The 25,720-nt window shown below is 66.1% G+C and carries 21 protein-coding genes; 9 read left to right on the forward strand and 12 right to left on the reverse strand.

The genetic code is table 11. The features are described 5' to 3' along the window. The first annotated feature begins 88 nt into the window (after window positions 1–88). Genes QJT82_RS28600 through QJT82_RS28610 form a run of 3 tightly spaced genes read left to right on the forward strand, consistent with a single transcriptional unit; the run spans window position 89 to window position 3,307 of the window. Window positions 89–943, forward strand: coding sequence for an enoyl-CoA hydratase (locus QJT82_RS28600; RefSeq protein WP_028342519.1), 855 nt, complete (start codon window positions 89–91; stop codon window positions 941–943). 8 nt (window positions 944–951) lie between these two features. Next, window positions 952–2,097 carry an acyl-CoA dehydrogenase gene (locus QJT82_RS28605; RefSeq protein ID WP_028342520.1) on the forward strand — a complete coding sequence of 382 codons (1,146 nt, stop codon included), beginning with the start codon at window positions 952–954 and terminating at the stop codon, window positions 2,095–2,097. A gap of 13 nt (window positions 2,098–2,110) precedes the next feature. Beyond that, entirely contained in the window at window positions 2,111–3,307 is a 1,197-nt protein-coding gene (locus QJT82_RS28610; RefSeq protein WP_028342521.1) for an acyl-CoA dehydrogenase family protein, read from the forward strand. Between the two features lie 97 nt (window positions 3,308–3,404). On the opposite strand, the gene QJT82_RS28615 is transcribed toward QJT82_RS28610, so the two are convergent. The 7 genes from QJT82_RS28615 to QJT82_RS28645 all read right to left on the reverse strand — a co-directional run bounded on the left by QJT82_RS28615 (window position 3,405) and on the right by QJT82_RS28645 (window position 15,211). Further along, complete coding sequence (locus tag QJT82_RS28615) at window positions 3,405–5,732, reverse strand: xanthine dehydrogenase family protein molybdopterin-binding subunit (protein WP_028342522.1); 2,328 nt, start codon at window positions 5,730–5,732, stop codon at window positions 3,405–3,407. A 159-nt stretch (window positions 5,733–5,891) separates the two neighbouring features. After that, window positions 5,892–6,983, reverse strand: coding sequence for a trypsin-like peptidase domain-containing protein (locus QJT82_RS28620; RefSeq protein WP_028342523.1), 1,092 nt, complete (start codon window positions 6,981–6,983; stop codon window positions 5,892–5,894). A 97-nt stretch (window positions 6,984–7,080) separates the two neighbouring features. Beyond that, entirely contained in the window at window positions 7,081–7,956 is an 876-nt protein-coding gene (locus tag QJT82_RS28625; RefSeq protein WP_028342524.1) for a dihydrodipicolinate synthase family protein, read from the reverse strand. Next, complete coding sequence (locus QJT82_RS28630) at window positions 7,949–8,905, reverse strand: NAD(P)-dependent oxidoreductase (RefSeq protein ID WP_028342525.1); 957 nt, start codon at window positions 8,903–8,905, stop codon at window positions 7,949–7,951. The genes QJT82_RS28625 and QJT82_RS28630 overlap by 8 nt, the downstream gene beginning before the upstream one ends. Before the next feature lie 23 nt (window positions 8,906–8,928). Then, a complete protein-coding gene (gene pgm / locus QJT82_RS28635) occupies window positions 8,929–10,569 on the reverse strand; it encodes a phosphoglucomutase (alpha-D-glucose-1,6-bisphosphate-dependent) (RefSeq protein WP_028342526.1) in 1,641 nt (546 codons plus the stop codon). Between the two features lie 244 nt (window positions 10,570–10,813). Further along, window positions 10,814–12,466, reverse strand: a complete 1,653-nt coding sequence (locus QJT82_RS28640) for an acetolactate synthase large subunit (protein ID WP_028342527.1) — start codon at window positions 12,464–12,466, stop codon at window positions 10,814–10,816. A 78-nt stretch (window positions 12,467–12,544) separates the two neighbouring features. Beyond that, window positions 12,545–15,211 carry a M1 family metallopeptidase gene (locus QJT82_RS28645; protein WP_028342528.1) on the reverse strand — a complete coding sequence of 889 codons (2,667 nt, stop codon included), beginning with the start codon at window positions 15,209–15,211 and terminating at the stop codon, window positions 12,545–12,547. A gap of 249 nt (window positions 15,212–15,460) precedes the next feature. On the opposite strand from QJT82_RS28645, the gene QJT82_RS28650 reads away from it, so the two are divergent. Further along, window positions 15,461–16,915: a GH1 family beta-glucosidase gene (locus QJT82_RS28650; protein ID WP_028342529.1), complete on the forward strand. Its 1,455-nt coding sequence runs from the start codon at window positions 15,461–15,463 to the stop codon at window positions 16,913–16,915. Window position 16,916: 1 nt separating this feature from the next. Here the strand turns inward: QJT82_RS28650 and QJT82_RS28655 are convergent, their stop codons facing one another. Next, on the reverse strand, window positions 16,917–17,984 hold the full coding sequence (locus QJT82_RS28655) for a maleylacetate reductase (RefSeq protein ID WP_028342530.1): 1,068 nt from the start codon (window positions 17,982–17,984) through the stop codon (window positions 16,917–16,919). A 20-nt stretch (window positions 17,985–18,004) separates the two neighbouring features. Further along, window positions 18,005–18,985, reverse strand: a complete 981-nt coding sequence (locus QJT82_RS28660; RefSeq protein ID WP_028342531.1) for a helix-turn-helix domain-containing protein — start codon at window positions 18,983–18,985, stop codon at window positions 18,005–18,007. A gap of 165 nt (window positions 18,986–19,150) precedes the next feature. Here QJT82_RS28660 and QJT82_RS28665 point away from each other — a divergent pair, with 165 nt between their 5' ends. Next, window positions 19,151–19,876, forward strand: coding sequence for an alpha/beta hydrolase (locus QJT82_RS28665; RefSeq protein ID WP_028342532.1), 726 nt, complete (start codon window positions 19,151–19,153; stop codon window positions 19,874–19,876). On the opposite strand, the gene QJT82_RS28670 is transcribed toward QJT82_RS28665, so the two are convergent. Together QJT82_RS28670 and QJT82_RS28675 are read right to left on the reverse strand one after the other, a co-directional pair. Continuing rightward, complete coding sequence (locus QJT82_RS28670) at window positions 19,873–21,366, reverse strand: NAD(P)/FAD-dependent oxidoreductase (protein ID WP_028342533.1); 1,494 nt, start codon at window positions 21,364–21,366, stop codon at window positions 19,873–19,875. The two genes, QJT82_RS28665 and QJT82_RS28670, sit on opposite strands and share 4 nt — an antisense overlap. Window positions 21,367–21,485: 119 nt before the next feature. Continuing rightward, the gene (locus QJT82_RS28675; protein WP_016842394.1) at window positions 21,486–21,935 is read right to left on the reverse strand and encodes a cupin domain-containing protein; all 450 of its coding nucleotides are present in this window, start codon (window positions 21,933–21,935) and stop codon (window positions 21,486–21,488) included. 262 nt (window positions 21,936–22,197) lie between these two features. Between QJT82_RS28675 and QJT82_RS28680 the strand changes: the two genes are divergently transcribed. From QJT82_RS28680 to QJT82_RS28695, 4 genes are all read left to right on the forward strand, one after another. Continuing rightward, entirely contained in the window at window positions 22,198–23,226 is a 1,029-nt protein-coding gene (locus QJT82_RS28680) for an AraC family transcriptional regulator (protein ID WP_028342534.1), read from the forward strand. Window positions 23,227–23,323: 97 nt separating this feature from the next. Then, the gene (locus tag QJT82_RS28685; protein ID WP_028342535.1) at window positions 23,324–24,190 is read left to right on the forward strand and encodes a S1C family serine protease; all 867 of its coding nucleotides are present in this window, start codon (window positions 23,324–23,326) and stop codon (window positions 24,188–24,190) included. Continuing rightward, entirely contained in the window at window positions 24,187–24,561 is a 375-nt protein-coding gene (locus QJT82_RS28690) for a LuxR C-terminal-related transcriptional regulator (RefSeq protein ID WP_028342536.1), read from the forward strand. The genes QJT82_RS28685 and QJT82_RS28690 overlap by 4 nt, the downstream gene beginning before the upstream one ends. A gap of 395 nt (window positions 24,562–24,956) precedes the next feature. Then, on the forward strand, window positions 24,957–25,169 hold the full coding sequence (locus tag QJT82_RS28695) for a hypothetical protein (RefSeq protein WP_028342537.1): 213 nt from the start codon (window positions 24,957–24,959) through the stop codon (window positions 25,167–25,169). A gap of 136 nt (window positions 25,170–25,305) precedes the next feature. Here the strand turns inward: QJT82_RS28695 and QJT82_RS28700 are convergent, their stop codons facing one another. Continuing rightward, entirely contained in the window at window positions 25,306–25,656 is a 351-nt protein-coding gene (locus QJT82_RS28700; protein ID WP_028342538.1) for a hypothetical protein, read from the reverse strand. Window positions 25,657–25,720: the final 64 nt, after the last annotated feature.

The following is a 25,720-nucleotide window of genomic DNA, read 5'->3' on the forward strand; positions in this document are numbered from 1 at the left end:
TTCGCGGCTTCTTTTGCGGATGATGACGCTTGCCTATCCCTGCCCGCGCCGTTCATCATGGCAAAAAAATCGATCGCGGGAGGATCCATTGGCGTCTGAACAATTCGAGACGATGGTTGTCGAACGGCCCGAGCCCGCGATTGCGCGGATCGTGATGAACCGCCCCGAGGCGCGCAACGCCCAGAACCTGCAGATGACCTACGACCTCAACGCCGCCTTCGACCAGGCGGTGCAGGACGACGCGATCAAGGTCATCATCCTCGCCGGCAACGGTCCACATTTCTCGGCCGGCCACGATCTGCGGCCCGGCGCCAAGAACCAGGCCGGCGTCGATTTCCCGCCAGTCGGAAATTGGGGCGGCTTCGCCGAGCCCAACGCCCACGGCCGCTTCGCGCGCGAGCAGGAGATCTATCTGCAGATCACACGGCGCTGGCGCAATCTGGCAAAGCCCACGATCGCGGAGGTGCACGGCAAGTGCATCGCCGGCGGGCTGATGCTGGCCTGGGCCTGCGACCTGATCGTCGCGAGCAGCGATGCCGAATTCTGCGATCCCGTGGTGACGATGGGCGTCTGCGGCGTCGAGTGGTTCGTGCATCCCTGGGAGCTCGGCGCGCGCAAGGCCAAGGAGATGTTGTTCACCGCCGACATCTGGAGCGCCGACGAGGCGCATCGCCTCGGCATGGTCAATCATGTGGTGCCGCGCGGCGATCTCACGTCGTTCACGCTGGCGCTGGCACGGCGCATTGCCGCCAAGCCCGCCTTTGCGCTGAAGCTCTCCAAGGAAGCGGTGAACCGCTCGATCGACATCATGGGGCAGCCAGCCGCGATCGATCAGGCGTTTGCGCTGCATCAGCTCTGCCACGCCCATAATCTCCAGGAATTCGGAATGGTGGTGGACCCCGCGGGTCTGCATCCCTCCGTCAAGAAAACCGCCAACGTGTAGAAAGCCAGATGGACCTCACCCTCAGCGACGAGCAGCGCCTGCTGCGCGAAAGTGCCGACCGCTTCGTGGCGGAGACCTTCACGTCAGATCATCGCAAGAAGGCGGCGAACGACCCGTTGGGCTATTCGCCTGCGATCTGGAAGCAGTTCGCCGAGCTTGGCTGGCTTGCGCTGCCGATCGCCGAAGCCCATGGCGGGCTCGGCGGCGGCGCGATCGAGATCGGGCTGCTGATGGAGGCGTTCGGTCGTGGCCTGGTGTCCGAGCCGTTCCTTTCCACCGTCGTGATCGGCGCCGCACTGGTCGCCGAATGCGGCACCGAGGCGCAGCAGCAGGCGATCCTGCCCAAAGTTGCCGAGGGCGCGCTCACGCTCGCCTTCGCGCATTCCGAGCGCGCCGCGCGCTTCGACCTCGGCCATGTCGACACGACGGCGACCAAGACTGCCGACGGCTGGAAGCTGAACGGCAGCAAGATCGCGGTGCTCGACGGCGCCGCCGCCAACCAGATCATCGTCTCCGCCCGCGCTGCCAGCGCCAACGGCGCGACGGGCAAGCTCGGACTGTTCCTGATGCCGGCGGGAACGGCGGGTCTCGCGCTGCGCGATTACGCGCGGCTCGGTGGCGGCCGCGGCTGCAATCTCGATCTCAGGGATGTGCAATTGCCCGCCGATGCGCTGCTCGGCGACGGCCAGGATGCGCTGTCTGCGATCGAAACCGTGGTCGACCGCGCGATGGCCGCGCTCGGTGCGGAAGCGGTCGGCATCATGCAAACGCTGCTCGACACCACGCTCGAATACACCAAGATTCGAAAACAGTTCGGCCGGCCGCTGTCGGCCAACCAAGTGATCCGTCACCGCCTCGCCGACGTCGCGATGCAGGTCGACGAGGCGCGCTCGATGGCCCTGCGCGCCGCGCTGATGGCCAATGCCGAGCCCGTGGCCCGCAGCCGTGCGGCGTCCGGCGCCAAGGCGAAGATCGGCAAATGCGCGCGCTTCGTCGCCGAGCAGGCGGTGCAGCTGCACGGCGCGATGGGCGTCACCGAGGAGCTCGACATCGGCGCCTATTTCAAGCGGCTGCTCGCCTTCGATACGCTGTTCGGCAACAGCGCCCATCATTACCGCCGCCACGCCGCGCTCAGCGGCCGCGCCCACGCCTAACGGAGAGCGCACCATGGATCTCACCTTCAGCGCCGAGGAACGCGCCTTCGAGCAGGAAGTCCGCGAGTTCATTGCCGGGAGCCTCACGCCGGAGATGAAGCGCGCCACCGCGCTGACGCCGTCGGTGTTCTCCGACCCCGATATCGGCATGGCCTGGCAGCGCGCGCTGCACAAGAAGGGCTGGGGCGCCCCGGGCTGGCCGGTGGAACATGGCGGACCGGACTGGACGCCGGCCCAGCGCTGGATCTTCGAGGCCGAATGCGCCCGCGCCGGCGTGCCCAATGTCAACGTGATGGGGGTGAAGATGGTCGGCCCCGTCATCATCGGGTTCGGCTCGCCCGAGCAGCAGAACTTCTACCTGCCGCGGATTCTCTCCGGCGAAGACTACTGGTGTCAGGGCTATTCCGAGCCGGGCTCGGGCTCCGACCTCGCCTCACTGAAGACCCGCGCGGTGCGCGACGGCGACGACTACGTCATCAACGGCACCAAGATCTGGACCACGCATGCGCACCACGCCAACCGCATGTTCGCGCTGGTGCGCACCAATGACGGCGAGCGGCAGCAGGACGGCATCAGCTTCATCCTGATCGACATGAAGACGCCGGGCATCACCACGCGCCCGATCCTGACCATCGGCGGCGACCACGAGGTCAACCAGGTGTTCTTCGACGACGTCCGGGTACCCGTCGCCAACCGCGTCGGCGAGGAAGGCAAGGGCTGGACCTACGGCAAGTACCTGCTCGAATTCGAGCGCGGCTCCGGCATCGCGTCGGCCAAGCTGCGCGAGGCGCTGAAGACGATCTCCGATCTCGCAGTCTCCGAGATCACCGGCCGTGCCATCGAGGATCCCGACATCGCGATCCCCATGTCGGAGGTCGAGGTCGATATCGATGCGCTCGAGATGACCGAGCTCAGGGTGCTGTCGGCGCTGCAGACCGGGCAGAATCCCGGCGCGGTGTCGTCGCTGATCAAGCTCCGCGTCAGCGAGATCCGCCAGGCGGTGACGCGGCTCGGCGTCGACGTGATCGGCCAGGATGGGCTTGCCGTCGAGCCGGCGCGGCCGTTCTACCGGCTCAACCACGAGCCGGCGATCCCCGAAGAACTGCTGCCGGTGGTGCCGGAATATCTCAACGGGCGCGCCTATACGATCTTCGGCGGCTCGTCCGAGATCCAGCGCGACATCATCGCGAAGATGGTGTTGGGGCTGTAGGGCACCGTCGTTCCGGGGCATCGCAAAGCGATGAACCCGGAACCTCGATGTTATGGCGCGAGATTTCGGGTTCGCGCTGGCGCGCCCCGGAATGACACTACGCCGCCCCCACCTTGGCGTCGCGGATCGCCTGCCAGATCTTCGACGGCGTCAGCGGCGTGTTCAGCTGGATGATCCCGACTTCGCTCAGCGCATCCATCACGCCGTTGGTGATGCAGGGCGGCCCGCCGATCGCACCGGACTCGCCGCAGCCCTTGGCGCCCAGCGGATTGGTCTTGCACGGCGCGGAGCCATCGAGCGTCACCGTGATCGGCGGAATGTCGTCCGCGCGCGGGATGCAATAGTCCTGATAGCTCGCGGTCAGCAGCTGGCCTTCTTCGTTGTAGGCCACTCCTTCGTACAACGCCTGGCCGATGCCCTGGACAACACCGCCATGCACCTGCCCCGTCACCAGCATCGGATTGACCGCAACGCCAACGTCGTCGACCGTGGTGTAGCGCACCACCCGCGTGACGCCGGTCTCGGGATCGATCTCGACCTCGCAGATATGCGTGCCGTTCGGCCAGCTCGGCCCGTCGACATTGCCCTCGCTCTCGACCGAGAGCTTTGCGCCGCTTTCCTTAGCCGCGATCTCGAACAGGCTGATGCGCCTGTCGGTGCCGACCACGGTGAGGAAGCCGTCGCGATACTCGATGTCCTCGACGGAGGCTTCCAGCAAATTGGAGGCCTTGTCGCGCGCCTTGTTGATCATGTCGTTGCTGGAGACCGCAACCGCGGTGCCGCCGACGAACAGCGAGCGCGAGCCGACACTGCCGAAGCCGGTGGCGAGGTCCGTGTCGCCCTGGATGACGTCGATCTTGTCCATGGCGATGCCGAGCGTATCGGCGATCATCTGGGTGTAGGTGGTGGCGAGGCCCTGCCCCATCGCCATCGTGCCGGAATGCAGAATGATGCGGCCCTCGGCGGTCGCGTGCAGCGAGACGTTCTCGGTGTGGGCGCGGCCGCCGGTCCACTCGATGTAGCTGGTCAGGCCGCGGCCGTAGAGCAGGCCCTTCTTCTTCGCCGCCTTCTTGCGCGCGGCAAAGCCGTTCCAGTCGGCCAAATCAGACGCGCGCTCCAGCATGTGCGCGAAGGCACCGGAATCGTACACCTGCCCGACCGCATTGGTGTAGGGCAGCTGCGCCGGCTTGATGTAGTTGACCTTGCGGATGGTGCGCGGATCCATGCCGATCTGGCGCGCGGCCGCATCGAACAACCGCTCGACGATGAACACCGCTTCGGGCCTGCCGGCGCCGCGATAGGCGCCGACCGGCGCGGTGTGGGTCATCACCGACTTCACCTCGAAATGCACCAGCGGCAAATCGTAGACGCCGGTCTGCACGAACGGGCCGAGCACCAGCGGAATGATGTTGGCGGTGCCCGACGAATAGGCGCCGGTGCCGCCGATCGAGCGCACCCGATAGGCCAGCACGCGGCCCTTGGCGTCGAGTGCGAACTCGCCGGTCGAGGTCAGATCGCGGCCATGGGTGCCGCCGACGAACTCGTCGGTGCGGTCGCCGCGCCAGCGGATCTTCTCGTTCAGCTTGGTCGCGGCATAGGCGACGATGCCGTCTTCCGGATACAGGCTGGTCTTCTGGCCGAAGCCGCCGCCGATGTCGCCGACCAGCACGCGCACGCTGTCCTTCGGCCGCTTCAGGATCGATTCCGCCAACAGGTCGCGGGTCGAGCCCGGGGTCTGCGACTGCACGTGGAGAATCAGCCGGCCGGTCTTCTTCTCGATCTCGGCAATGGTCGAGCGCGGCTCCATCGCCGACGGCACCAGGCGCTGGCTGACCAGGTCGAGCGACACCGTGTGCGCGGCGTTGGCGAAGGCTTCCTCGACCTTGGCGGCATCGCCATAGCTCATCGCGGCCACGATGTTGTCGGGCGCCTCCGGCCAGACCGCCGGCGCGCCCGGCTTGATCGCCTCGACCGGATCGACCACCGAGGGCAGCACCTCGTAATCGATCTCGATCGCCTCAGTCGCGGTCTGCGCCAGCACCCGCGAGGTCGCGACCACGGCCGCGACGCCCTCGCCCGCGTAACGCACCACCTCATGAGCCAGCAGGCGCCGCGGCGGCACGGTCATCGGCGAGCCGTCGGGCCGCTTGAAGATCGCAAGCGTCGGCAGCGTGCCGATATCGTCCTTGACGAGGTCGGCGCCGGTATAAACGGCCTTGACGCCGGGCATCTCCAGCGCCGCCTTGGCGTCGATCGACTTGATGTAGGCGTGTGCGTGCGGCGAGCGCAGCACGTGCAGCCAGAGCGCGCCGTCCTGCGGCTTGTCGTCGATGAAATGCCCCTTCCCGGTGACCAGCCGCTGGTCCTCCAGACGCTTGACTGGCTGGCCCGCACCAAAACGCATATTGCCGGGAAGAATGTTCATCAGAGGGTCCTTCGAGCTTCCAAGAATTTCCAGAGAATTTGGCGGGGGTTTTAGCGGATTTTGGCGGCCTGACAACCACGCGCCGGCCGGAGGACAGGCGTGTCGTCGCGCGGCGCGCGGAAGCACAATTCGGTGGCACGCGTCAGGCCAGTGACGACATTATTGCGCCCGGCCGATATCGACGATGGCGACCTCGACATCGCGCGCCGAGCCGTCGCGGTTCACGCTGAGCCGCACTTTCTTGCCGACCCCGATCTGCTCGAGCTGGTCGGCCAGATCGGAGAGCCGGTGGACCGGCTTGCCGTCGACCGCGGTGATCACGTCGCCGAGCTCACCGGTCGACATGTCGACCCCGCGTATCCCGGCGCGCTCGGCCGGCGACCCCGGTGTCGTGCGTACCACGATCAATCCTTCGGCACCGATACGGGTGGCGACCGCCTCATTGGCGGTGACGATGCCGATCCCCGGCGTCGGCACGCGGCCGTTGCGGATCAGCTCGGGCACCACGCGATTGACGATGTCGACCGGGATCGCAAAGCCGATGCCGGCATTCGAGCCCGACGGCGACAGGATCGCCGTGGTCACGCCGATCAGCCGGCCGGCGGAATCGAGCAACGGGCCGCCCGAATTGCCCGGATTGATCGCGGTGTCGGTCTGGATCACATTGGAGATCTCGCGGCCGCTCGAGGTCGGCAGCCGGCGCTTGAGCGCGCTGATGATGCCGCTGGACATCGATTGATCGAGCCCGAACGGGTTGCCGATCGCATAGGCAAACTGGCCGACCTTGAGATCGGACGAGCTGCCGAGCGCCAACGACGGCGGCAGCTTGCGCGCGCTGCGGATGCGCAGCACGGCCAGATCGTAGTTCGGCGCCGTGCCGACGATCTCGGCGCGTACCGCTTCGCCGGAGGCAAAGCGGATCGCGACCTGGCCTGCGTTCTGCACGACATGGTTGTTGGTGACGACGTGGCCGTCATTGTCCCAGACAATGCCGGTGCCCGACGCCGCGCCGCCGCCCTCCTGGTCCTCGCTCAGCGGATTGGCGGCGGTTTGCGTCACCACCTGCACCACCGACGGCGAGACCTTCTCGAAGATCTCGACATTGGCCTTTTCGGCATCCGACAGCGCGCCGCGCTCGGCGACGGCGCGGGCAGCCGGGCCGCTCCACGGCGCCTGACGGATGCTGCCGGCCGCGAAGATCAGCAGAACGGCCGCAATCACGGCCAGGACAAGGACGGTGCGCCGATTCATTGGTGTGCTCCACGCAACAAACGCGCTGAAGAAGCAGAGGTTTCCGGCATGGCCAAGGCGGATTGCCCGGCATTTTGCCGCGCAGCCCCCGACGGCTTCAGGCCAGATCGCGCAACGCCGCCTCGACCACCTTGCGCTGCTCGGCCGCGAGCGGCGCCTGCGGCGGCACGGGGTCGCCGACGTCGTAGCCCTGGCTCGCCAGCCCGGCCTTGATGCAGGCGGCGAGGTTGAAGCGGGCAAACGCCTCGTTGATGCGCCAGAGCTTGCGCTGCAAGGTCATCGCCTCGTCCCAGCGGGTGCGGCGGCACAGATTGTAGAGCTCGACGCTCTGCCGCGGGATGATGCAGGCCGGGCCCGCCATCCAGCCATGGCCGCCGATCAGCATCACCGCGGCCGGAATATGGGCGGAGGCCGAGAACACTTTCAGGCTGTCGCCGCAGCGGTTCATGATCGACAGCAGCCGCCCGGTGTTGGTCGAGGCGTCCTTGATGTAGCCGATGCGCGGATGCTCGGCGAGCCGCGCGATGACGTCGAGCGTGAGGTCGGAGCGCTGGAAATTCGGATTGGTGTAGATCACGACCGGAATGTCGACGGCATCGGCGATGGCGCGGAAATAGGATTCGACCTGCGCATCGGCGATCGGGAAATAGGCCTCCAGGATCGCGAGTATGCCGGTCGCGCCGCGCTTCTGGTAGGCCTTGGCCTGCGCCACAGCATCCGCCGTCGAGGTCGAGGCGACGCCGGCCACCACGGGCACGCGGCCCTGCGCGGCCTCGATCGTGGTCTGCACCACCTGCATGCGCTGCGCATTGTTGAGATAGGCGAACTCGCCGGTCGAGCCGAGCGGCGTCAAGCCGTGGACGCCGGCCTTGACCAGATCGTCGCAGAGCCGGCCCAGCACCTCGGTCCGGACATGGCCGGCGGGGTCGACCGGGGACACCAGGTACGGAAAGACGCCGTGGAAATCAGTCATTTGCGAGCCTCGTTGACGGCGAGACATAATCGGGATCGTGCGCAAAGGGAAGCGGCGCGCCGCTGCGCAAGGCGCCGAGCACCGCTGCGAAATCCGTCCCAGCGCGGAAGCCGAGCAGCCGTTCGGCCTTGCCGGCGTCGTAGATCCGGCCGATCGATTTCGGCAGACGCCAGCCGCGCCGCGCGAACAGCGCCGGCGCATCAGGGAAATGGCGCGCGATCACGCCAGCCGCGTCCGTCTTCAGGTCGGCGACGTCGCCGCGCGCAAACGGCGTCGGCGCGCTGATCACAAAGACCTCGAAGCCGCGGATCTTGTCCAGCGCCACGACATGGGCATCGGCGGCGTCCTCGACCGTGAGGCGGCGGTACAGCAGCTCGGTCGCCTTCAGGTTCTCACCATGGATGTCACGGATGGTGTCGTCATCCTCGGGGAAGAAGCGGCTGGTGCGCAACACCGCGCAGTTCAGCCCGTGCTCGCGACTATACAGGCGGCACAGCCCTTCAGCGGCGAGTTTTGTCACTCCGTAAATGTTGCGCGGCTCGAGCGGTCCTGTCGTCTCGTCGAGCCACACCGCAGCATGGCCTTCCTCGTCGCGGATCGCCTGCGAGATCATCAGCGAGGTCGTCGAGGTGAAGACGAAACGGTCGTGGCCGGCAGCCACTGCTGCCTGCAGCAAATTGAGCGTGCCTGTGACGTTGACGTCGACAAAGGCCTGCGGCGCGAACCGCGCGATATCGGGCTTGTGCAGCGCCCCGCCATGGATCACGGCCTCGATGCCGTGATCGGCGAACACACGCTCGACCACCGATCGTTCGGCTACCGAGCCTGTGACATCGGTCGCCTCACCCGCGACGACGTCGAGGCCGACCACGTCATGGCCGGCCTGTCGAAGCCGCGGCGCGAGGAAACGGCCGAGCCAGCCGGAGGAGCCGGTCAACAATATTCGCATGAATTCCGCCCGGCCCGCGCCTTTCAGAACACCTTGGCGATCGCGGCCTGCGCATCGCCCTGGATCTGCTTCAGATGATCCGGCCCGCGGAAGCTTTCGGCGTAGATCTTGTAGACATCCTCGGTGCCGGAGGGACGCGCGGCGAACCAGCCCGCCTCGCTTTCGACCTTGATGCCGCCGAACGGCTGGTCGTTGCCCGGCGCCTTGGTCCTGACCGCGCGCACGGCATCGCCGGCGAGCTGCGTCATGTTGAGTTGCTCGGGCCCGAGCGCCTTCAGCGCGTTCTTCTGCTTCGGCGTCGCCGCCACATCGATGCGCTCGTAATAGGGAACGCCGAGTTCGGCGGTCAGCTCGCCAAACAATTCACTCGGATCACGCTCGGTCCTGGCGATGATCTCGGCTGCCAGGAGGCCGAGGATGATGCCGTCCTTGTCGGTGGTCCACACCGAGCCGTCGCGCTTCAGGAACGAAGCGCCCGCGCTCTCCTCGCCGGCAAAGCCGAAGCCGCCGCTGCCGAGCCCGTCGACGAACCATTTGAAGCCGACCGGCGTCTCGACCAGCTTGCGGTTCAGCTTCTTCGCCACGCGATCGATGATCGAGCTCGACACGATGGTCTTGCCGATCGCGGCGTCCTTGCTCCATTGCGGCCGGTGCGCGAACAGATAGGCGATCGCGGTGGCGAGGAAGTGGTTCGGGTTCATCAGCCCGTTCGAGCGGGTCACGATGCCGTGGCGGTCGGCGTCGGTGTCGTTAGCGAAGGCGACGTCGAACCGGTCGCGCATCCCGATCAGGCTCGCCATCGCATAAGGCGACGAGCAGTCCATCCGGACCTTGCCGTCCCAGTCCGCGGTCATGAAGCGGAAGGTCGGATCGACGGCCTCATTGACGACGCTGGCGCTGATGCCGTAGCGCGCGATGATCGGCTGCCAGTAGTGCACCGCCGCGCCGCCGAGCGGGTCGATGCCGATCTTGACGCCGGCGGACTTGATGAGCGCCAGATCGACGGTGTTGCCGAGATCGGCGACATAGGGCGTGATGTAGTCGTGCAGATGCGTGGTCGCGGCCTTGCGCGCGCGATCGTAGAGCATCCGCGCCACGCCCTTGAGGCCGGTCTCGATATAGCGGTTGGCGTTCTTCTCGACCACGGCGGTGACATCGGTGTCGGCCGGGCCGCCATGCGGCGGATTGTATTTGTAGCCGCCATCCTCCGGCGGATTGTGTGACGGCGTGATGACGACGCCGTCGGCAAGGCCCGTGCTGCGGCCCTTGTTGTAGCTCAGGATCGCGTGCGAGATCACCGGCGTCGGCGTGTAGCCGCCCTGCGCATCGATCATGATCTCGACGCCGTTCGCCGCGAACACCTCGACCGCGCTGGCCAGCGCCGGCTCGGCCAGCGCATGGGTGTCGATGCCGATGAACAACGGCCCGGTGAGGCCCTTCTCGCGCCGGTAATCGCAGATCGCCTGCGTGGTGGCGAGGATATGGTCCTCGTTGAAGGAATTCTTCAGCGACGAGCCGCGATGGCCCGAGGTGCCGAACGCAACCCGCTGGGTAGGATCGGTGGCATCGGGCTTGCCGGCAAAATAGGCCGTGACGAGCCGCGGCACATTGGCGAGCGAGGCGGGATCGATGGGTTTGCCGGCGGCAGGATTTGGTGCAGTCACGTGACCTCTCAGATCTGGTATCGCCGACCATCTGCGCAATGGTGATGCCATTGCGTGACATCTTGGCGTGCTACCATGGCGGCTTACGTTCAATCAAGCCGAGGGCTTTTCGTTCCTTGCCCACCGCAGCCATGCTTCAGCTTCTTGTTTGAGCATGATCTCCGCGCAAACGCTTTGCGTTTGTCGCGAGGGAAAACCGCTTCGCACTTTGCGCTAACGCGGCCTTTCGGGTCCGGATCATGCTCTACGACACATCGATCTGCTGCACCTTCTCGCGCAATTCGTCGACCAGCACCCGCTTGTTCTCGGTATAGTCGATCGGCACCACGACGAGGTGCACGCCGCCGCCGGAGAACGCCCGTTCCAGTGTCGGGACGATCGCATCCGTGCTCGCGATCCGCGAACCCTTGGCGCCGTAGCTTTCAGCGTATTTGACGAAATCCGGATTGCCGAAGGTCAGGCCGAAATCCGGAAAATGATCGACCGCCTGCTTCCAGCGGATCATGCCGTAAGCGGAATCCTCCAGGATCAGGATCACCAGATTGAGCTTGAGGCGGACCGCGGTCTCGAGCTCCTGCGAGTTCATCATGAAGCCGCCGTCGCCGCACACCGCGAGCACGCGGTTGTTCGGATACAGCATCGCCGCCATCATCGCCGACGGCAGACCGGCGCCCATGGTCGCGAGCGCGTTGTCGAGCAGCAGCGAGTTCGCGAGCAGCGTGCGGTAGTTGCGCGCGAACCAGATCTTGTACATGCCGTTGTCGAGCGCGACGATGCCGTCCTCCGGAATGACCTGCCGCACATCGTGCACGATGCGCTGCGGCGTCGGCGGCCAGCGGCCCTCGGTGGCGCGATCGGTGATCTTCGCCAGAATGCCCTGGCGCAGGCTGAGCAGCGCGCTGGCATGCGGCAGCTTTCCCTCGACCCGATCGGCCAGCAGCTTAAGGCTCGGACCGACGTCGCCGATCACCTCGCATTGCGGGAAATAGACCTGCTCGACCGTTGCCGGCATGTAGCTGACATGGATCACCTGCGGGCCCTTCGGGCCCATGATGAAGGGCGGCTTCTCGACCGTGTCGTGACCGATCGCGATGATGAGGTCGGCGCGGTCGATCGCCTCGTGCACATAGTCGCGCTCGCTCAGCGCGGCGGTTCCCATATACTGATTGGTGCCGCCGGATACCGTGCCCTTGCCCATCTGCGTCGTGAAGAACGGGATTTTCGTGCGCCGCACGAAATCGCCGATCCCGGCAGTCGAACGCGGACGCGATGCCGCCGCACCAAGCATGATCAGCGGGCGCTGTGCCTTCAGGATCATGTCAGCGGCGCGGTCGAGCGCGGCGGCGTGCGCGATCGGAATCTCGATCGGATGCGGCGGTATCATTTCGACCGGCGTCGTCTCGTCGCCTGCGATGTCTTCCGGCAGCTCGAGCAGCACCGGCCCCGGCCGTTCCTGCGTCGCAATGCGGAAGGCGTCACGGACCAGCGTCGGAATGGTCGCGCCGCTGACGATCTGCAGCGACAATTTGGTTAGCGGGCGGAACGTGTTGACGATGTCGACGATCTGGAACTTGGCCTGCCGGCTGCTCAAGATGCCCTTCTGGCCCGTCAGCATCACCATCGGCATCGCGCCGAGCAGCGCGTAGGCGGCGCCGGTAGTGAGGTTGAGCGCGCCGGGGCCGAGCGTCGTCATGCACACACCGGGCTTACCGGTCAGCCGGCCATAGGTCGCCGCCATGAACGCCGCAGCCTGCTCGTGGCGGGTGACGATCAGCTTGATCGAGGATTTGCGCAGGCTCTCGACGACGTCGAGATTCTCCTCGCCGGGAACGCCGAACACCCGCTCCACGCCCTCATTCTCGAGGGCCGCGACCAGCAAATCGGAACCTTTGACCATCTCAGCCTCGCATCGTTGATTGCATGCCGCGCACGGAGCATATCCGCATCGCGCGCTGCCGGAAACTCCCTCGCGATCTCACGGCTTGTGCGCCCTGATCCAGGCGTCGGCGGCGGGCAGCACGCGCGCGGCAAGATCGGCTGAAATTGCGATCGCCTGCACGGATCGCGCCACCATCACCCGTCCGCCGGTGGTTGATTGCGACGGAGCAAACGCGGCGAGTTCCGCCGCGTGGTCCTCATCGGTAAAATTGGTCATGAAGTTCGGCACGAACTGGTCGCGGAAGTTCGGCCCCTGCCTTGCCAGCAAGATATCGAAATTGGTCCGGACGAAGTCCCAGGCGAGCTGTGGCTGCTCGCCTGCGGACGCAACCGCGTTGATCATCCCCGTCACGATCGTATCGGGCAATTCGTTGGTCAGCGTCAACGCCAGCGTCGCCCGCGCCAATTCGGCATCGCGGGCGCTTGCCGCCGCGAGATAATAACGCAGCCGTTCATTGGTCGCCGTGCTGTTGCGCGCCAGCGCGAGCAATTTGTCATAGGTTGCCCGATCGGCGGTCACACCGACAACATGCGTGACGGCATCGCGCAATGCGGTCGGAAGCGAATTGGGATCATCGACGAATGCCGCAAAGCGCCGCTTCGCTTCCGCCACAATAGCCGCATCCCCGAGGTCGCTAAGCGTCGAGATCAGGCTTGCACGCAACAACGCAGTGTCATCGCCGCCTGAACCGGCGCCGTCCCATCCGATCCGATCGAACACCGGGCGCAGCTTGGCGCGGGCATAGGCCTGGATCACCGGCTGCTCGGTGCGGCCGCGCGACAGGCGGTTCAGCGCCGCGAATGTCGAGATCACCTGGTCCCACACCGCGCGATGGTCACCGGCATCGAGCGCGTCGAGCAGCGCGAGATAGGACGGCGCCTCCGCGCGGCCCGCCTGCACCAGCGCCCAGCTGTCGGTGACGACATTGAGACGGTCGGCGACCTGCATTTGCGGGAAGGCGTTCAACAACGCCGCACGGTTCTTCGGACCGTACTCGACCCTGTAGTAGCCGACATCGCCGAGATTGACCTTGATCGCATCGCCGCAGGCGCCGGCCGGGATATTGGTGCTTCCCTTCAGCAATATCTCGTCAAACGGCCTGCCATGCGCCGGTCCGACCGCGACCGGAATCTGCCAGTTGCGGGCCGGCAGCGGCGGATTGTTGGCCGGCACGATCACGAAGCGATCCTGCCGCAAGGTCAGGCGTTGCGCCACGCCATCGCAAGCCGCCTCGGCCACGACCAGCGGCACGCCGTCCTGCTCGGTGAACGAGGCCGCGATACCGGCGATCGTCTTGCCGCCGGTACTCTCGAGCGCCTGCCAGAGATCAGCGGTCATCGAGTTGCCGTAGGCATGCGCGGCCATGTATTTGCGGATGCCGTCGCGGAACGCCTGTTCGCCGAGATAGTTCTCGAGCATGCGGATCAGCGCCTGCCCCTTGTTGTAGGTAATGGCGTCGAATGCCGTGACCGCTTCACTGTGATCGGCAATCGGCTGCTGGACCGGATGCGAGGTGCGCCGCGCATCGAGCGTCATGGCGAACTGCTTCGCGCCGTAGCCGTTCAGCCAGCCCTGCCACTCTGGATAGAACTGCTCCGAGGCCTTGGTTGCCATCCAGCTGGCAAAGCCCTCGTTGAGCCAGAGATTATCCCACCACGCCATGGTGACGAGATCGCCGAACCACATATGCGCCATCTCGTGCGCGATGATCGCGAAGATGCCGCGCCGCGCGGTCTCCGCAGAGGTCGCGGGATCGAACAGCAGCCGGCTCTCGAAGAAGGTGATGCCACCCCAGTTCTCCATCGCGCCGCCGAACCCGCCGGGAACGGCGATCAGGTCGAGCTTCGGCAGAGGATACTTCACGCCGAAATAGTCGTTGTAATAGGCGAGCAGCTTCACCGCGCTGTCGAGCGCGAACCGGCCCTGCCCGCCCTTGCCCTCCGTCGTCACCACGCCGACCGTGACGCCGCCGGCATCCGCTGTGACGCGCTCGAGTTCGCCGACGGTGAGCACGAACAGATAGCTCGACATCTTCGGCGTCGGCGCGAACGTAACCTTCTTGAGATCGCCGGCGACCGGCTCTTCGCTGGTCACCGGCATGTTGCCGACCGCGAGCAGATTGCGCGAAATGACGACGGTCAGCGCGAAGCTCGCCTTGAACGACGGCTCATCCCAGCACGGGAAGATCCGCCTTGCATCGGCCGGCTCCAGCTTGCTGGAGATCATCCGCTTGATCCCGATTTTGGTCGGGTAATCGACCGAGAACAGGCCGGTGCCGAATTTATTGATCTGCGCCGTGAAGGCGATGCGCAGCTTGTGGCGGCCGGCCGCGAGCGGCTTGGCGAAGGTCAGCGTCGCGGTCTGCGCGGCGGCGTCGGTCGCGACCTCCGCGCGCTGCGCGCCGTCATCGATCGTGACCCCTGCGAATGCCGTGTTGATCGCGTTCAGCGTCAGCTGCGCGGTCGCCTCGCGCACCTCGATGTCGACGGTCTCCACCCCAGGCAGAGCGAGGCTGGCGATGTCAGGCGTCAGCTCGATCGCGTAATGCAACGGGACGACCGTCTTCGCGAGCTTTCCGGGCGTGTGGTCGAACGAAAATGTCTGCTCGGCCTGCGCGCTTGCGGCCATCGCCAAAGCCAAGCCGATCGCAGTGGCAAGACGCCGCAGCAGCGCCCTTCGGACATGGGTTGCAGGCTTGTTCATCGCGCGCAGCTCACGGGGATCTCGGGGATATTCGGATGTCATTGCGGAAGGACGTAGCAGGCAATCTAGTAGAGAAAATGTCGCCACAAAACTGACAACTCCGCGACATTGGCGTCACAATGCTTCGCATTGATTGGTGCGCCGCTCGCCACGCCGCTTTGGCCTGCTGACCCTTGTTGCTCAACGGCGGGATGGAAGGTTAACGTACGGCTCGCATTCCAGCGGCAACGTCCGCGACGGGAGACAACAATGTTCGGAAAGTTCTCGCGCCGGCAGTTTGCGAGCCTCGCAGGCCTCTCGGCGCTCGGTTTGACCGGCCCCGCCGAGGCTGCAAACCGTGCGTCGCGGCCGGACGGCACAAACTTTCCCACGGGCTTCGTCTGGGGCACCGCGACCTCGTCCTACCAGGTCGAGGGCGCGGTCAATGAGGACGGCCGCGGCCCATCGATCTGGGACACATTCACCCATACATCGGGCAAGATCGAGGACGGCTCGACCGGCGATCGCGCCAACGACCACTATCACCGCTACAAGGAGGATGTCCGCCTCATCAAGGAGCTCGGCGCCAGGGCCTATCGCTTCTCGATTGCCTGGCCGCGGGTGTTTCCCGACGGCACCGGGGCGCCGAACCCGAAGGGCCTCGACTTCTACAACCGCCTGGTCGACGAGTTGCTTGCGAACGGCATCGAGCCCTACGCCACGCTCTATCACTGGGACCTGCCGCAGGCGTTGCAGGACCGTGTCGGCGGCTGGCGCTCGCGCGACACCTCGAAGGCATTCGGCGACTATGCCGGCTACGTGGCGCAGCGACTGACCGACCGCGTGAAGAACGTCTTCACCCTCAACGAAGTCGGGCGTTTCCTCCCCTTCGGCTATGCGCTCGGCGTCGACGCCCCCGGGCTGAAGCTGCCGGCGGGCGAGGTGAACCAGGCGCGCCACCACGTCGCGCTGGCGCATGGCCTTGCGGTGCAGGCGATCCGCGCCAAAGGCCGTGCCGGCACGCGGGTGGGGCCGGCCGAAAACATCACCGCCTGTGTCCCCGCCTTCAACACGCCGGAGAACATCCGCGCCACCGAGATCGCGACCCGCGAGCTCAATGCGGGTTTTCTCGGTGTCGTCCTCGAAGGCAAGTACACCGAAGGCTTCCTGCAATATGCCGGCGCGGATGCGCCCAAATTCACCGCGGACGAGCTGAAGATCATCGCACAGCCCAATGATTTCGTCGGGCTGAACATCTACGCGCCGCAATGCTACATCCTCGCGACCGATAATGCGCCCGGCTGGAAGCCGCTGCCGATGCCGGCTTCCTTCCCGCATATGAGCTCGGAATGGCTGCGGATCGCGCCAGAGACGATCTATTGGGCGCCGCGGATCGCCGCCAAGCTGTGGAACATCAAGAGCATCTATATCAGCGAGAACGGCACGTCCGGCGAGGACAGGGTGCATCCGGACGGGCAGATCTACGACCTCGACCGCATCATGTTCCTGCGCAACTACCTTGCGCAGTTGCAGCGCGCGACCGCCGACGGGGTCCCGGTCCACGGTTATTTCCTGTGGAGCCTGATGGATAATTTCGAATGGATCTTCGGCTACGAGAAGCGCTTCGGCCTCTACCGGGTGGATTTCGAGACCCAGGCCCGGGTGCCGAAATTGAGCGCGGCATTCTACCGCGACGTGATCGCGCGCAACGCGATCGGGGTTTGATCTATCCGGCCTGCGGGCGCGCGCCGGACCACGCACGCTTCAGCAGGTCGCGGATGCCGCTCTCCTCGATCGGCCGCGGATTCCAGTAAGGGTTTTTGGTGGCGAGCGCGGCGGCCTTTGCGATGCCGTCTTCGGGCATGCCGATCTCGGCGAGCGAACGCGGCGCGCCGAGCCTTGCCGACAGATCGAACAGGCCGTCGGCGGCGTCAGCCGCTCCGAGCGCCCTCGCCGCGCGGCTGACTGCATCGCGGGCGGCCGGTGTGTTGTAGGCGATGGTGTGCGGCAGCAGCACCGCATGGGTCTCGGCATGCGGCAGGTCGAACAGCGCGCCAACGGTGTGGCAGAGCTTGTGATGCAGCGCCATGCCGACGGTGCCGAGACAGACCGCGCACAGCCAGGCGCCGTAGAGGGCGTCGGAGCGCGCGTCGAGATCGTGCGGCCGCGCGATCACCTCCGGCAGCGACGAGGCGAGCTTCGCAATCGCCTCTTCCGCCATCAGCGAGGTGATCGGATTGCCATCCCGCGCGTACAGCGCCTCGGCCGCGTGTGCGATGGCGTTGAGGCCGGAGATCGCGGAGAATTTGGCCGGCATCGAGACGGTCAGGTTGACGTCGTAGATCACGGCCTCGGGCAGGATCTTCGGCGATGATTGCGTGGTCTTGACGCCGTCGACGGTCTCGCCGAGCACCGGCGTCATCTCGGAGCCGGCATAGCTCGTCGGCACGATCAGTTGCGGCAGGTCGGTGCGCAGCGCGATCGCCTTGCTGAGGCCGGTCGCGGCGCCGGCACCGATCGCAACCACGCCGTCCGGCTTGAGCTCGCGGACGATCTCCATCGCACGTTCGGTCACCGCGACCGGCGTGTGCACCACTGCACCGTCGAACAATCCGGCCACACGGCCGCCGGTCAGGTCAGCGAGATCGCCGAGCTCGGCCTGCTGCCGCCGGCTCGCCAGCACCAGCGCGCGGCTGATGCCGAGCCGGTCGAGCTCGTCCGCCAACTGCGCGACCGTGCCGACCCCGAACACGACCCGCATCGGGCTGACCTGGTAGGTGAACGGCTGTGCCATGGCGATTTCCGAAGCGTTGGTCAGCCGCGGCGCCAGTCGCGCGGCGTGCAGCCGAAGCGGTGCCTGAAGCGCCGCGTGAAATGCGACAGGTCGGAGAAGCCCCAGTCGAACGCGATGTCGCCGATCGTGCGCCCGGCGATCGCGGGGTCCCTCAGATCGCGCGCCGTGCCGTCGAGGCGGCGGTCCATCACATGGCTGGCGAATGTCGTGCCGGCGCGCTCGAACAGCTTGTGGACGTAGCGCTCGCTGATGCCGATCGCAGCCGCAATGGCGGCAACGCCGAGCCCGGGCTCGCGCAGCCTGCGGTCCACGGCGCGGCGCAGCGCAAGCCACGTCGCATCGGCAAGGCCGGCGCTCTCGGCGGCGCCTGCGCGGCCGCTGCGCGACAGGCTAAGCGCGACCAGATCGAGCAGCACGCCGAACAGCCGCGCGTTGTCCGCATCCGAAGCACGGAGCGCCGATGTGTTCAAGACCTGCGCCGTTTCTGTGATGAGATGGCCGACGAAGGGATCATCGGAGACCCGCGCCGGCGCGGCCTCGGGCGCCGACGGCAGCCGTTCATCCAGCGCCTCGGCCGGCACCCAGAACGAGGCGACCTGCAGCGCCGGGCCGCGGTCGTGCAGCAGCGCAAAGCGCTGGCCGCTGTCGAAGATTCCGACCTGTCCCGGCGACAGGCTGATCTCGCGTCCCGCCTGCTGGATCCGGCAGCGGCCGGCGAGCTTCAGATTGAGGTAGTAGCAGCGCCGGCTTGACGCGGCGATGTCGGCAGCGGAGCGTCGCACGATATGCTCCGGGAAGCTGACCCGGTTGACCGCGCCGTCGCCGAGTCCAACGGTCTCGACCCGGGCGAGGAAGCCTGGCGTCGCCGGCGGCTCCGGCGTCAGGTTCATGAAGGCCTGGCAGATCGCCTCGCGATAATAGGCAAACTGCTCGCCCGGCCTGGTGTCCGCGGTATTCCAGCTCAGTTTGCGCGAGCGATCCGCGGCGGCGATTTGCTGCATCAGTTCACTCCGAGCCCAGTCCGGTTCGCTCACAGCCAAGCGCGTTCCGCGGGTCCAGGTCAATATCCAGGTCAGTATCCATCAGGAAGCGGATGAAACTTGCGCGTATCCCGGTCCGTCCGGACGCGGCAATCGATCTAACCAAACCAGACAGGGAGGTACAACATGTCGACCTATGTTCTCGTCCATGGCGCCTGGCATACCGGCGCCGAGTTTGAACCGGTTGCGGCCGTTATCCGCAAGGCCGGCCATGTCGTCCACACCCCGACCATCAAAGGCAACCGGCCCGGCGACCGGAAGGACTCCGGCCTTGCCGAGGCGATCCAGTCGATCGTGGATTACCTCGCCGAGCACAATCTGAATGACATCGTGCTGGTCGGCCACAGCTATGGCGGCATGGTCATCACCGGCGTTGCCGACGCCGCCGCGAACCGCATCCGCCGGCTGGTCTACTGGAACGCGTTCGTGCCCAACAATGGCGAGTGCCTCAACGACATGGTGCCGCCGCACTATGTCGGCCTGTTCGATGCGATCCACGCCGAGCGCGGCGACGGCTCGGTGGTGCTGCCGTTCCCGATCTGGCGCGAGGCCTTCATCAACGACGCCGACCTCGAGACGGCGCAGCGGGCCTATGACAAGCTCAATCCGCACCCGTTGAAGACCTTCCAGGACAAGATCGCGCTGCGCACCAATCCCGCCGAGATGCCCATCGCGAAATCCTACGTGAACTGCATCGAGGACACCGCGATGCCGCACAGCCTGCCCTGGCATCCGCGGTTGTCGGAGAAGCTCGGGCTGTTCCGCCTGGTCCAGGTGCCGGGCAGCCACGAGCTGTGCTTCTCTAATCCCGAGCGCCTCGCGCAGGCCTTCCTCGACGCCGGCCGCGATTAGGCCACCGCCCTGTATGCCGGCGCGGTCGCGAGGAAGCGGGCATAGGCGTCCGCATCCGGCGGCGTGAACTTTTCGACGAGCGGGTTGCGGCGCGACGCCTTGGTGCCGATGTCGGCGAGCAGCTCGTCGAAATGCTTGAAGTGATAGGGCGCGACGCACAGCCCGCCATAGACGCCCGCTGCCGGGCGCTCGACGCGCTTGAAGTTCAGCATCATCGCGATGTTGCTATTCATCTCGGCCGCGCTCGGCTGCCGTGCCAGCTGGCCGTCGGCGTAGCGCACCAGCCAGTTCGCGGCGAGATCGGCGCACAGCACGGTGCAGAAGCTCGAATTGAAGCCGACAAAGCCCATGTCGGGCAGATCGGGATTGGCGATCAACCGATAGAGCCGGTACTGCCCGTCGGGCTCGACCAGCTTGTTCTGATACTCCTCGGGCAGGAACGGCACGCCGAGCTTGTAGCCGATCGCGAGCACCGCGACATCGGCCGCGACGCGCTGGCCGCAGCTCATCACGATGGTCTTGCCGTCGTAATGGTCGAAGGTGCCGCGCACCGCCTTGATCCGGCCGTCGGCGACCATCGGATAGAAGCCGGGCGTTGCGATCGGCACCGAGCAGTTGACGCCGTCCTCGATCCGCTCCTTCGGCACCATGCCGCATTGCTTCAGCTTGAGCTGCATCTTCAGCATGCTTTCGAGCCCGCGCCAGTTCGCCCACACGAACGGCTTTGCCACGACATGCGCAAGGCGCGCCATCGGTCCGATGCCCCAGCTCGCAAACATCTGCTCCTGGGCGCGGATGTAGAGGATGCGCTTGAAGTTGACGAGGCCGCCGACGAAATAGGGAATCCGCCAGACCGGCTCGCGAAACACGATGGTGACTTCGCTGGCGCCGGAATTGACCGCATTCACCGCGATGTCGGTCGCCGATTTGGAGCCGCCGAGCACCACTACCTTGCGGCCCTTGGCAAGCGCTGGATCGCTGTATTGCGACGAATGCAGGATTTGCCCGCCGTGCGCCTTGAAGCCATCCTCGCCGGCCAGCGGCAAGGTCTGCGGCTCGTTGAACTGCCCGGTGCAGACCGCGACGAAGTCGAAATCCTCGTGGCCGGTGGCGCCGTCGGTCGAGCGCAGCGCCAGCGTCCAGCCCGGCCTGCCGTCGGCACGGCGCTTCATGCCTTCGACCTTGGTGTCGAACCGCATCGCGCCGTCGAGCCCATGGCTGCGGGCGTAGTCGCGCAAATAGGCATGGACCTGCGGACCCTTCGGCCATTCCGGATAGGCCTCCGGCATCGCCTTGTCGGTGTAGCGATAGAGCTCCTTCGGGCTCTGGGTCTGCACGTCGGGATAGGAGCGCGCCGGCTCCCAAACCCCGCCGAGATCGCCGCTGCGCTCGATGATGGTCACCTTGTGGCCGCGACCGGCAAAGGCCTTGCCGGCGGCGAGCCCGGAAATGCCGGCGCCGATGACGCACACATGCTTCTGCTTGACCATGAAACCGCTCCGAATTGAATGAACAGGTCCAATTTCGTTAGGCGCACGCGTCCCCGTCATCGCCGGAGCCAGCCCCGGCGATTGCCGCCTCGCGTGCGTATTGTCTGTTTGGCCGCCGGCTAGTCGTTGGCTTCCGGCGGCAGAAAATCCACCTCGTGCTCGGCGGAGATACGCACCACCTCGACGGGGTCCTGCAGATTGTGCAGCTTCTCGAACAGCGCCTCGAGCTTCTGCATCGGCGACACCCAGAACAGCGCCCGCGCCGGCTTGTCCGACTTGTTGAAATAGCCGTGCGGGATGCCGCGCGGCATGCGCACGAGGTCGCCGGCCTTGGCCTGCACCCAGACGCCGTCGAGCTTGAGGTCGAGCACGCCCTCCTGCACCAGGATGAACTCGTCCTGGGTCGGGTGGATGTGCACCGGCACGAACTGGCCGGGGTCGCTGTTGGTCTCGAACGCGAAGGTCGAGTCGGTAATCGCCTTCGGATAGTAGACCTGGCCCAGGATATTCCAGGTCTTGCCGCCGTAGCCGGTGCCGGTTCGGGTAATGCCTTTTTCGAGCGTGCCCATGTCAGCCTCTCCAGTTTTGATGCGCATTGCCGGCACGGAGCCTGTCGCCGGCCGCTGAGGCTGTCTAGCCGATAAACGAATCCGCACCTGGCACCTCATGCTGCAATGCGGGAGCGCGGCGCCGGCCGGCTGCTGCCCAATGCCGCCGCATTCGCCTGCGCTCAGATCGGGCAGTTTGCGCGACGAAACGGCGTTCCCCTTTGCCGCGGGATGCTCTAGGCTGCATGATGTTTTAGGCCTCAAACAACTCCGGACGGCCGGCGTGACTGCTGTTGGCAACGAGGTTTCGGCAAGCGCAAATTCTCCAAGCGCAAGGCTGACGGAGTTCGCACGGGTCGCGACTGATCGCGTCGATGACGCGGCGGAAGCGATCGGCCGCATCTTCTGCCCGCACGATCTGACGCCGGTCGATCATTCCGCGAGCAATTTCTCCGCGCATCACAATTGCGCCGACTTCGACGGCTTCTCCGTCAACTATGTCGCCTATGGCGGATCGGTCGCGATCAATCCCGGCTGCCTCGACCGCTTCTTCCTGTTGCAGATGCCGCTGTCCGGCTCGGCCTCGGTGCGGACCGCCGCGCGCGAGCTCACCACCGGACCACGACACACCGCCTCGCTGCTGTCGCCGACCATTCCGACCGAAATGACCTGGCGCGGCGACTGCGCCCAGCTGATCTTGCTGCTCGACCGCAGGCTGGTCGAGCATCGCGCCGCGGCGCTTGGCGGCGTGCCGGTGAGGCCGGTCGAGTTCGACCCGGCCGTCGCGCTGAGCGGGCCGCTCGGGCAGACGCTCTCGGCCCGGATCGAGCATCTTGTCACGGCGGCCGAGCAGCTCGGGCCGCGCAAGACCTTGTCGGCGATCGCGGCGGCCGATTGGCGCGAGTCGTTTCTCAATGCCCTGCTCAACGGGCAGCGGCACAGCCTGAGTTCGGCGATCGATGTCTTCAACGGCCGCACTGAGGCCCAGCCGGCCGCCTTGAAACGCGTGCGCGCCTATCTGGAGAGCCGGGCGACCGAGCCGCTGGACCTCGCCGAGCTTGCGGAGATCGCGGGCACCGGCATCCGCGCGCTGCAACTCGGCTTCCGCCGTCACTTCGGCACCACCGTGTCCGAGATGTTGCTCGACATCCGCCTCGCCCATCTGAACGCCCGCCTCAAGACGGCGCGGCCGGGCGAACGCATCGTCGATATTGCATTCGACCTCGGCTTTACCCATCTGAGCCGGATGGCGAGCGCCTACCGCGCCAAGTTCGGCGAGAGCCCGAAGGCGACCCTGCAGCGGCTGAGCTGAGCGGCAGTTCCGGGCGGCCCGGCCACGCCCTGCCCATCCGGCCAGTATCGCCGTCAGCCGCGACATCCCAGATTGAGGGAAGCCAACGGAGTTTCCCATGACCGAACCGAATATCCTGTCCTCGCTGTCGTCAGCCCTTGCGGAGACCATTGCGCGCGCCGCGCCCGCAATCGTCTCCGTGCATTCGCATCGCGCACGCGCCTCCGGCTTTGTCTGGAAGGCGGGCCTCGTCGTCACTGCCGACGAAGCGCTGGCCGACGAGGGCGAGATCGAGATCCAGTTCGCCGACGGCAGCCGCGGGCCCGCGACCGTCGTCGGACGCGACCACACCACCGACATCGCGCTGCTGCGCGTCGATGGCGACGCCGCCCCCGTCAAGCTCTCGACCGGGAGCCCCGCGCTGGGATCGCTCGCGGTGATCGTCGCCGCCGACCGCGGCGCGCCGACCGCGCGGCTCGGCATGGTCGCGCTGTCGGGTCCGGCCTGGCGCAGCCTGCGCGGCGGCGAAATCGATGCACGGATCGAGCTCGACGTCCGGCTGCGGCACAGCCAGCAGGGTGGCCTCGCGCTGAACGCCGCGGGCGAGCCGTTCGGCATGGCCGTGCTCGGCCCGCGCCGCGTGCTGACGATCCCGGCTACGACCATCGAGCGGGTCGCAACACAGCTCGAGAAGAGCGGCCGCATCGCGCGCGGATATCTTGGCGTCGGATTGCAGCCGGTCCGGCTCGACGACGGCCTCGGCGCGATGGTGATGAACGTCGACAAGGCCGGCCCCTCGGCCGCGGCCGGCGTCCGGCAGGGCGACGTGATCATTGCCGTGAATGGCGAGAAGCTGTCCGGCGTGCGGGCGCTGTCGCGCGGCCTCGGACCGCAGAGCGTCGGCACGGAGGTCGAGCTCACCGTGCATCGCGGCGGCGAGCCGCTGAACTTCAAGGTGACGGTCGGCGAGAGGCCCGAGACGTGAGCGGTGAGCCGGCCAACGACATCGTCATCGCGCTCGAGGTCGACGACGCCGTCCTCGCCGATCGGCTGGCGACCCTGCTCGGCAGCGTCGCCGGCCTGCGGCTCGCTGCGCCGGGCGAACAGGCCACGGCGGCGGTCGTCGCACGCAACCGCGAGGCCGCGGGCGCCGGCGACTTCGAGCTGACGCCGCGCGAGCTCGACGTGCTGGCGCTGCTGGCCGAAGGCGCATCCAACAAGATGATCGCACAGCGGCTCGGAATTTCCGTCCACACCGCCAAGTTTCATGTCGGCTCCCTGCTCGACAAGCTCGACGCCACCGGCCGCACCGACGCCGTCGCCCATGCCGCGCGGCGCGGGGTGATAAATTTGTGAGGGGTGGGATTGCTGTTGTAGTGACGCTGAGCTGAGATCTCTCCACCCGTCGTCCCTGCGAAAGCAGGGACCCATACGCCGCGGCAGATATTGCAGTCGGGACTCATCATTGTCGTCCTGGCGCCAGGACCCATAACCACCGCATTTTGATCGTGAACGAGATCGTGGCCCCAGCGTCGCGCAACAATGCGCACTTGGGGTAATGGGTCCTGGCCTTCGCCAGGACGACGGCGAATCTTCATGCGCACTCGTCAGTTGCACGCAGCCACTGCACAGCGACCCTAAATCAGTGATTTGGAAAATTCCGCCCTGCGGGCACCCGGCTCAGTATTCGACCGGATACAGACGCCTTCACGATCTGGCTATGCAATCTTCAGCCAACAAGAAGAAACGGCATGAAGAAGCTGATCGGTCGTCATCGGGACATTCAATACACACTCACCAACATCGAACCCGACCTCTGGGGTTGGTCGTTCGACATCAACGGCAAGACCAAGCAAGGCACCACGCGCGCGCGGCTCGACCTGCTGGCGCGGCGGCGCGTCTGCACGCTGATCGATCGCGAATTGAAACGCGCGGAACGTACCAGGCCCAACGAGCCTGACTGATCACTCTCCCCGGTGAAAGTCCATTGGACGTGCCACGCCTATGAGAAATGAAAACTCCCGCAGCACCGGCTGCGGGAGGTGTTGGCATCGATGGTCGCGGGGAGGTCCAACCACCGAAGCCGACATTCGAACCCTGTCAGGCTGTTTTGGCGAACATCGTCAGGACGCCATCGGCGATGTTGATAGCGACGACCTGCGACGAAGTCAGGCCCTTGGCCTTGAGCGCGGAGACCGCCTGCGGCGTCGCGTCAATCGACTTCCGAAGCGACTGGATGTCGTCCTCCTTTGTCTTTGCGATGGCATCCTCGACCTTCGATCGCATCTCGGGCTTGAGGTCCTTGATGTCCACGACCTCTATGCTCCGGATGACAGTGGACTGATCAGATGCCTGCGGCGGCGCCTTGGGTTGTGCGCCTTGCGCTTGCACCAAGGCGGGCGTTCCGAGGGCGAGCGCGGCAACAGTGACGAATGCAGTGAGATTGCGCATGATCGATTCCTTTCCGAGTCCTTATCCGAGTCAGCAAGCGATAAAACCTACGCGCGAAGTTTGG

Source organism: Bradyrhizobium sp. Mp19 (assembly GCF_029952935.1).
Lineage (GTDB): Bacteria > Pseudomonadota > Alphaproteobacteria > Rhizobiales > Xanthobacteraceae > Bradyrhizobium > Bradyrhizobium elkanii.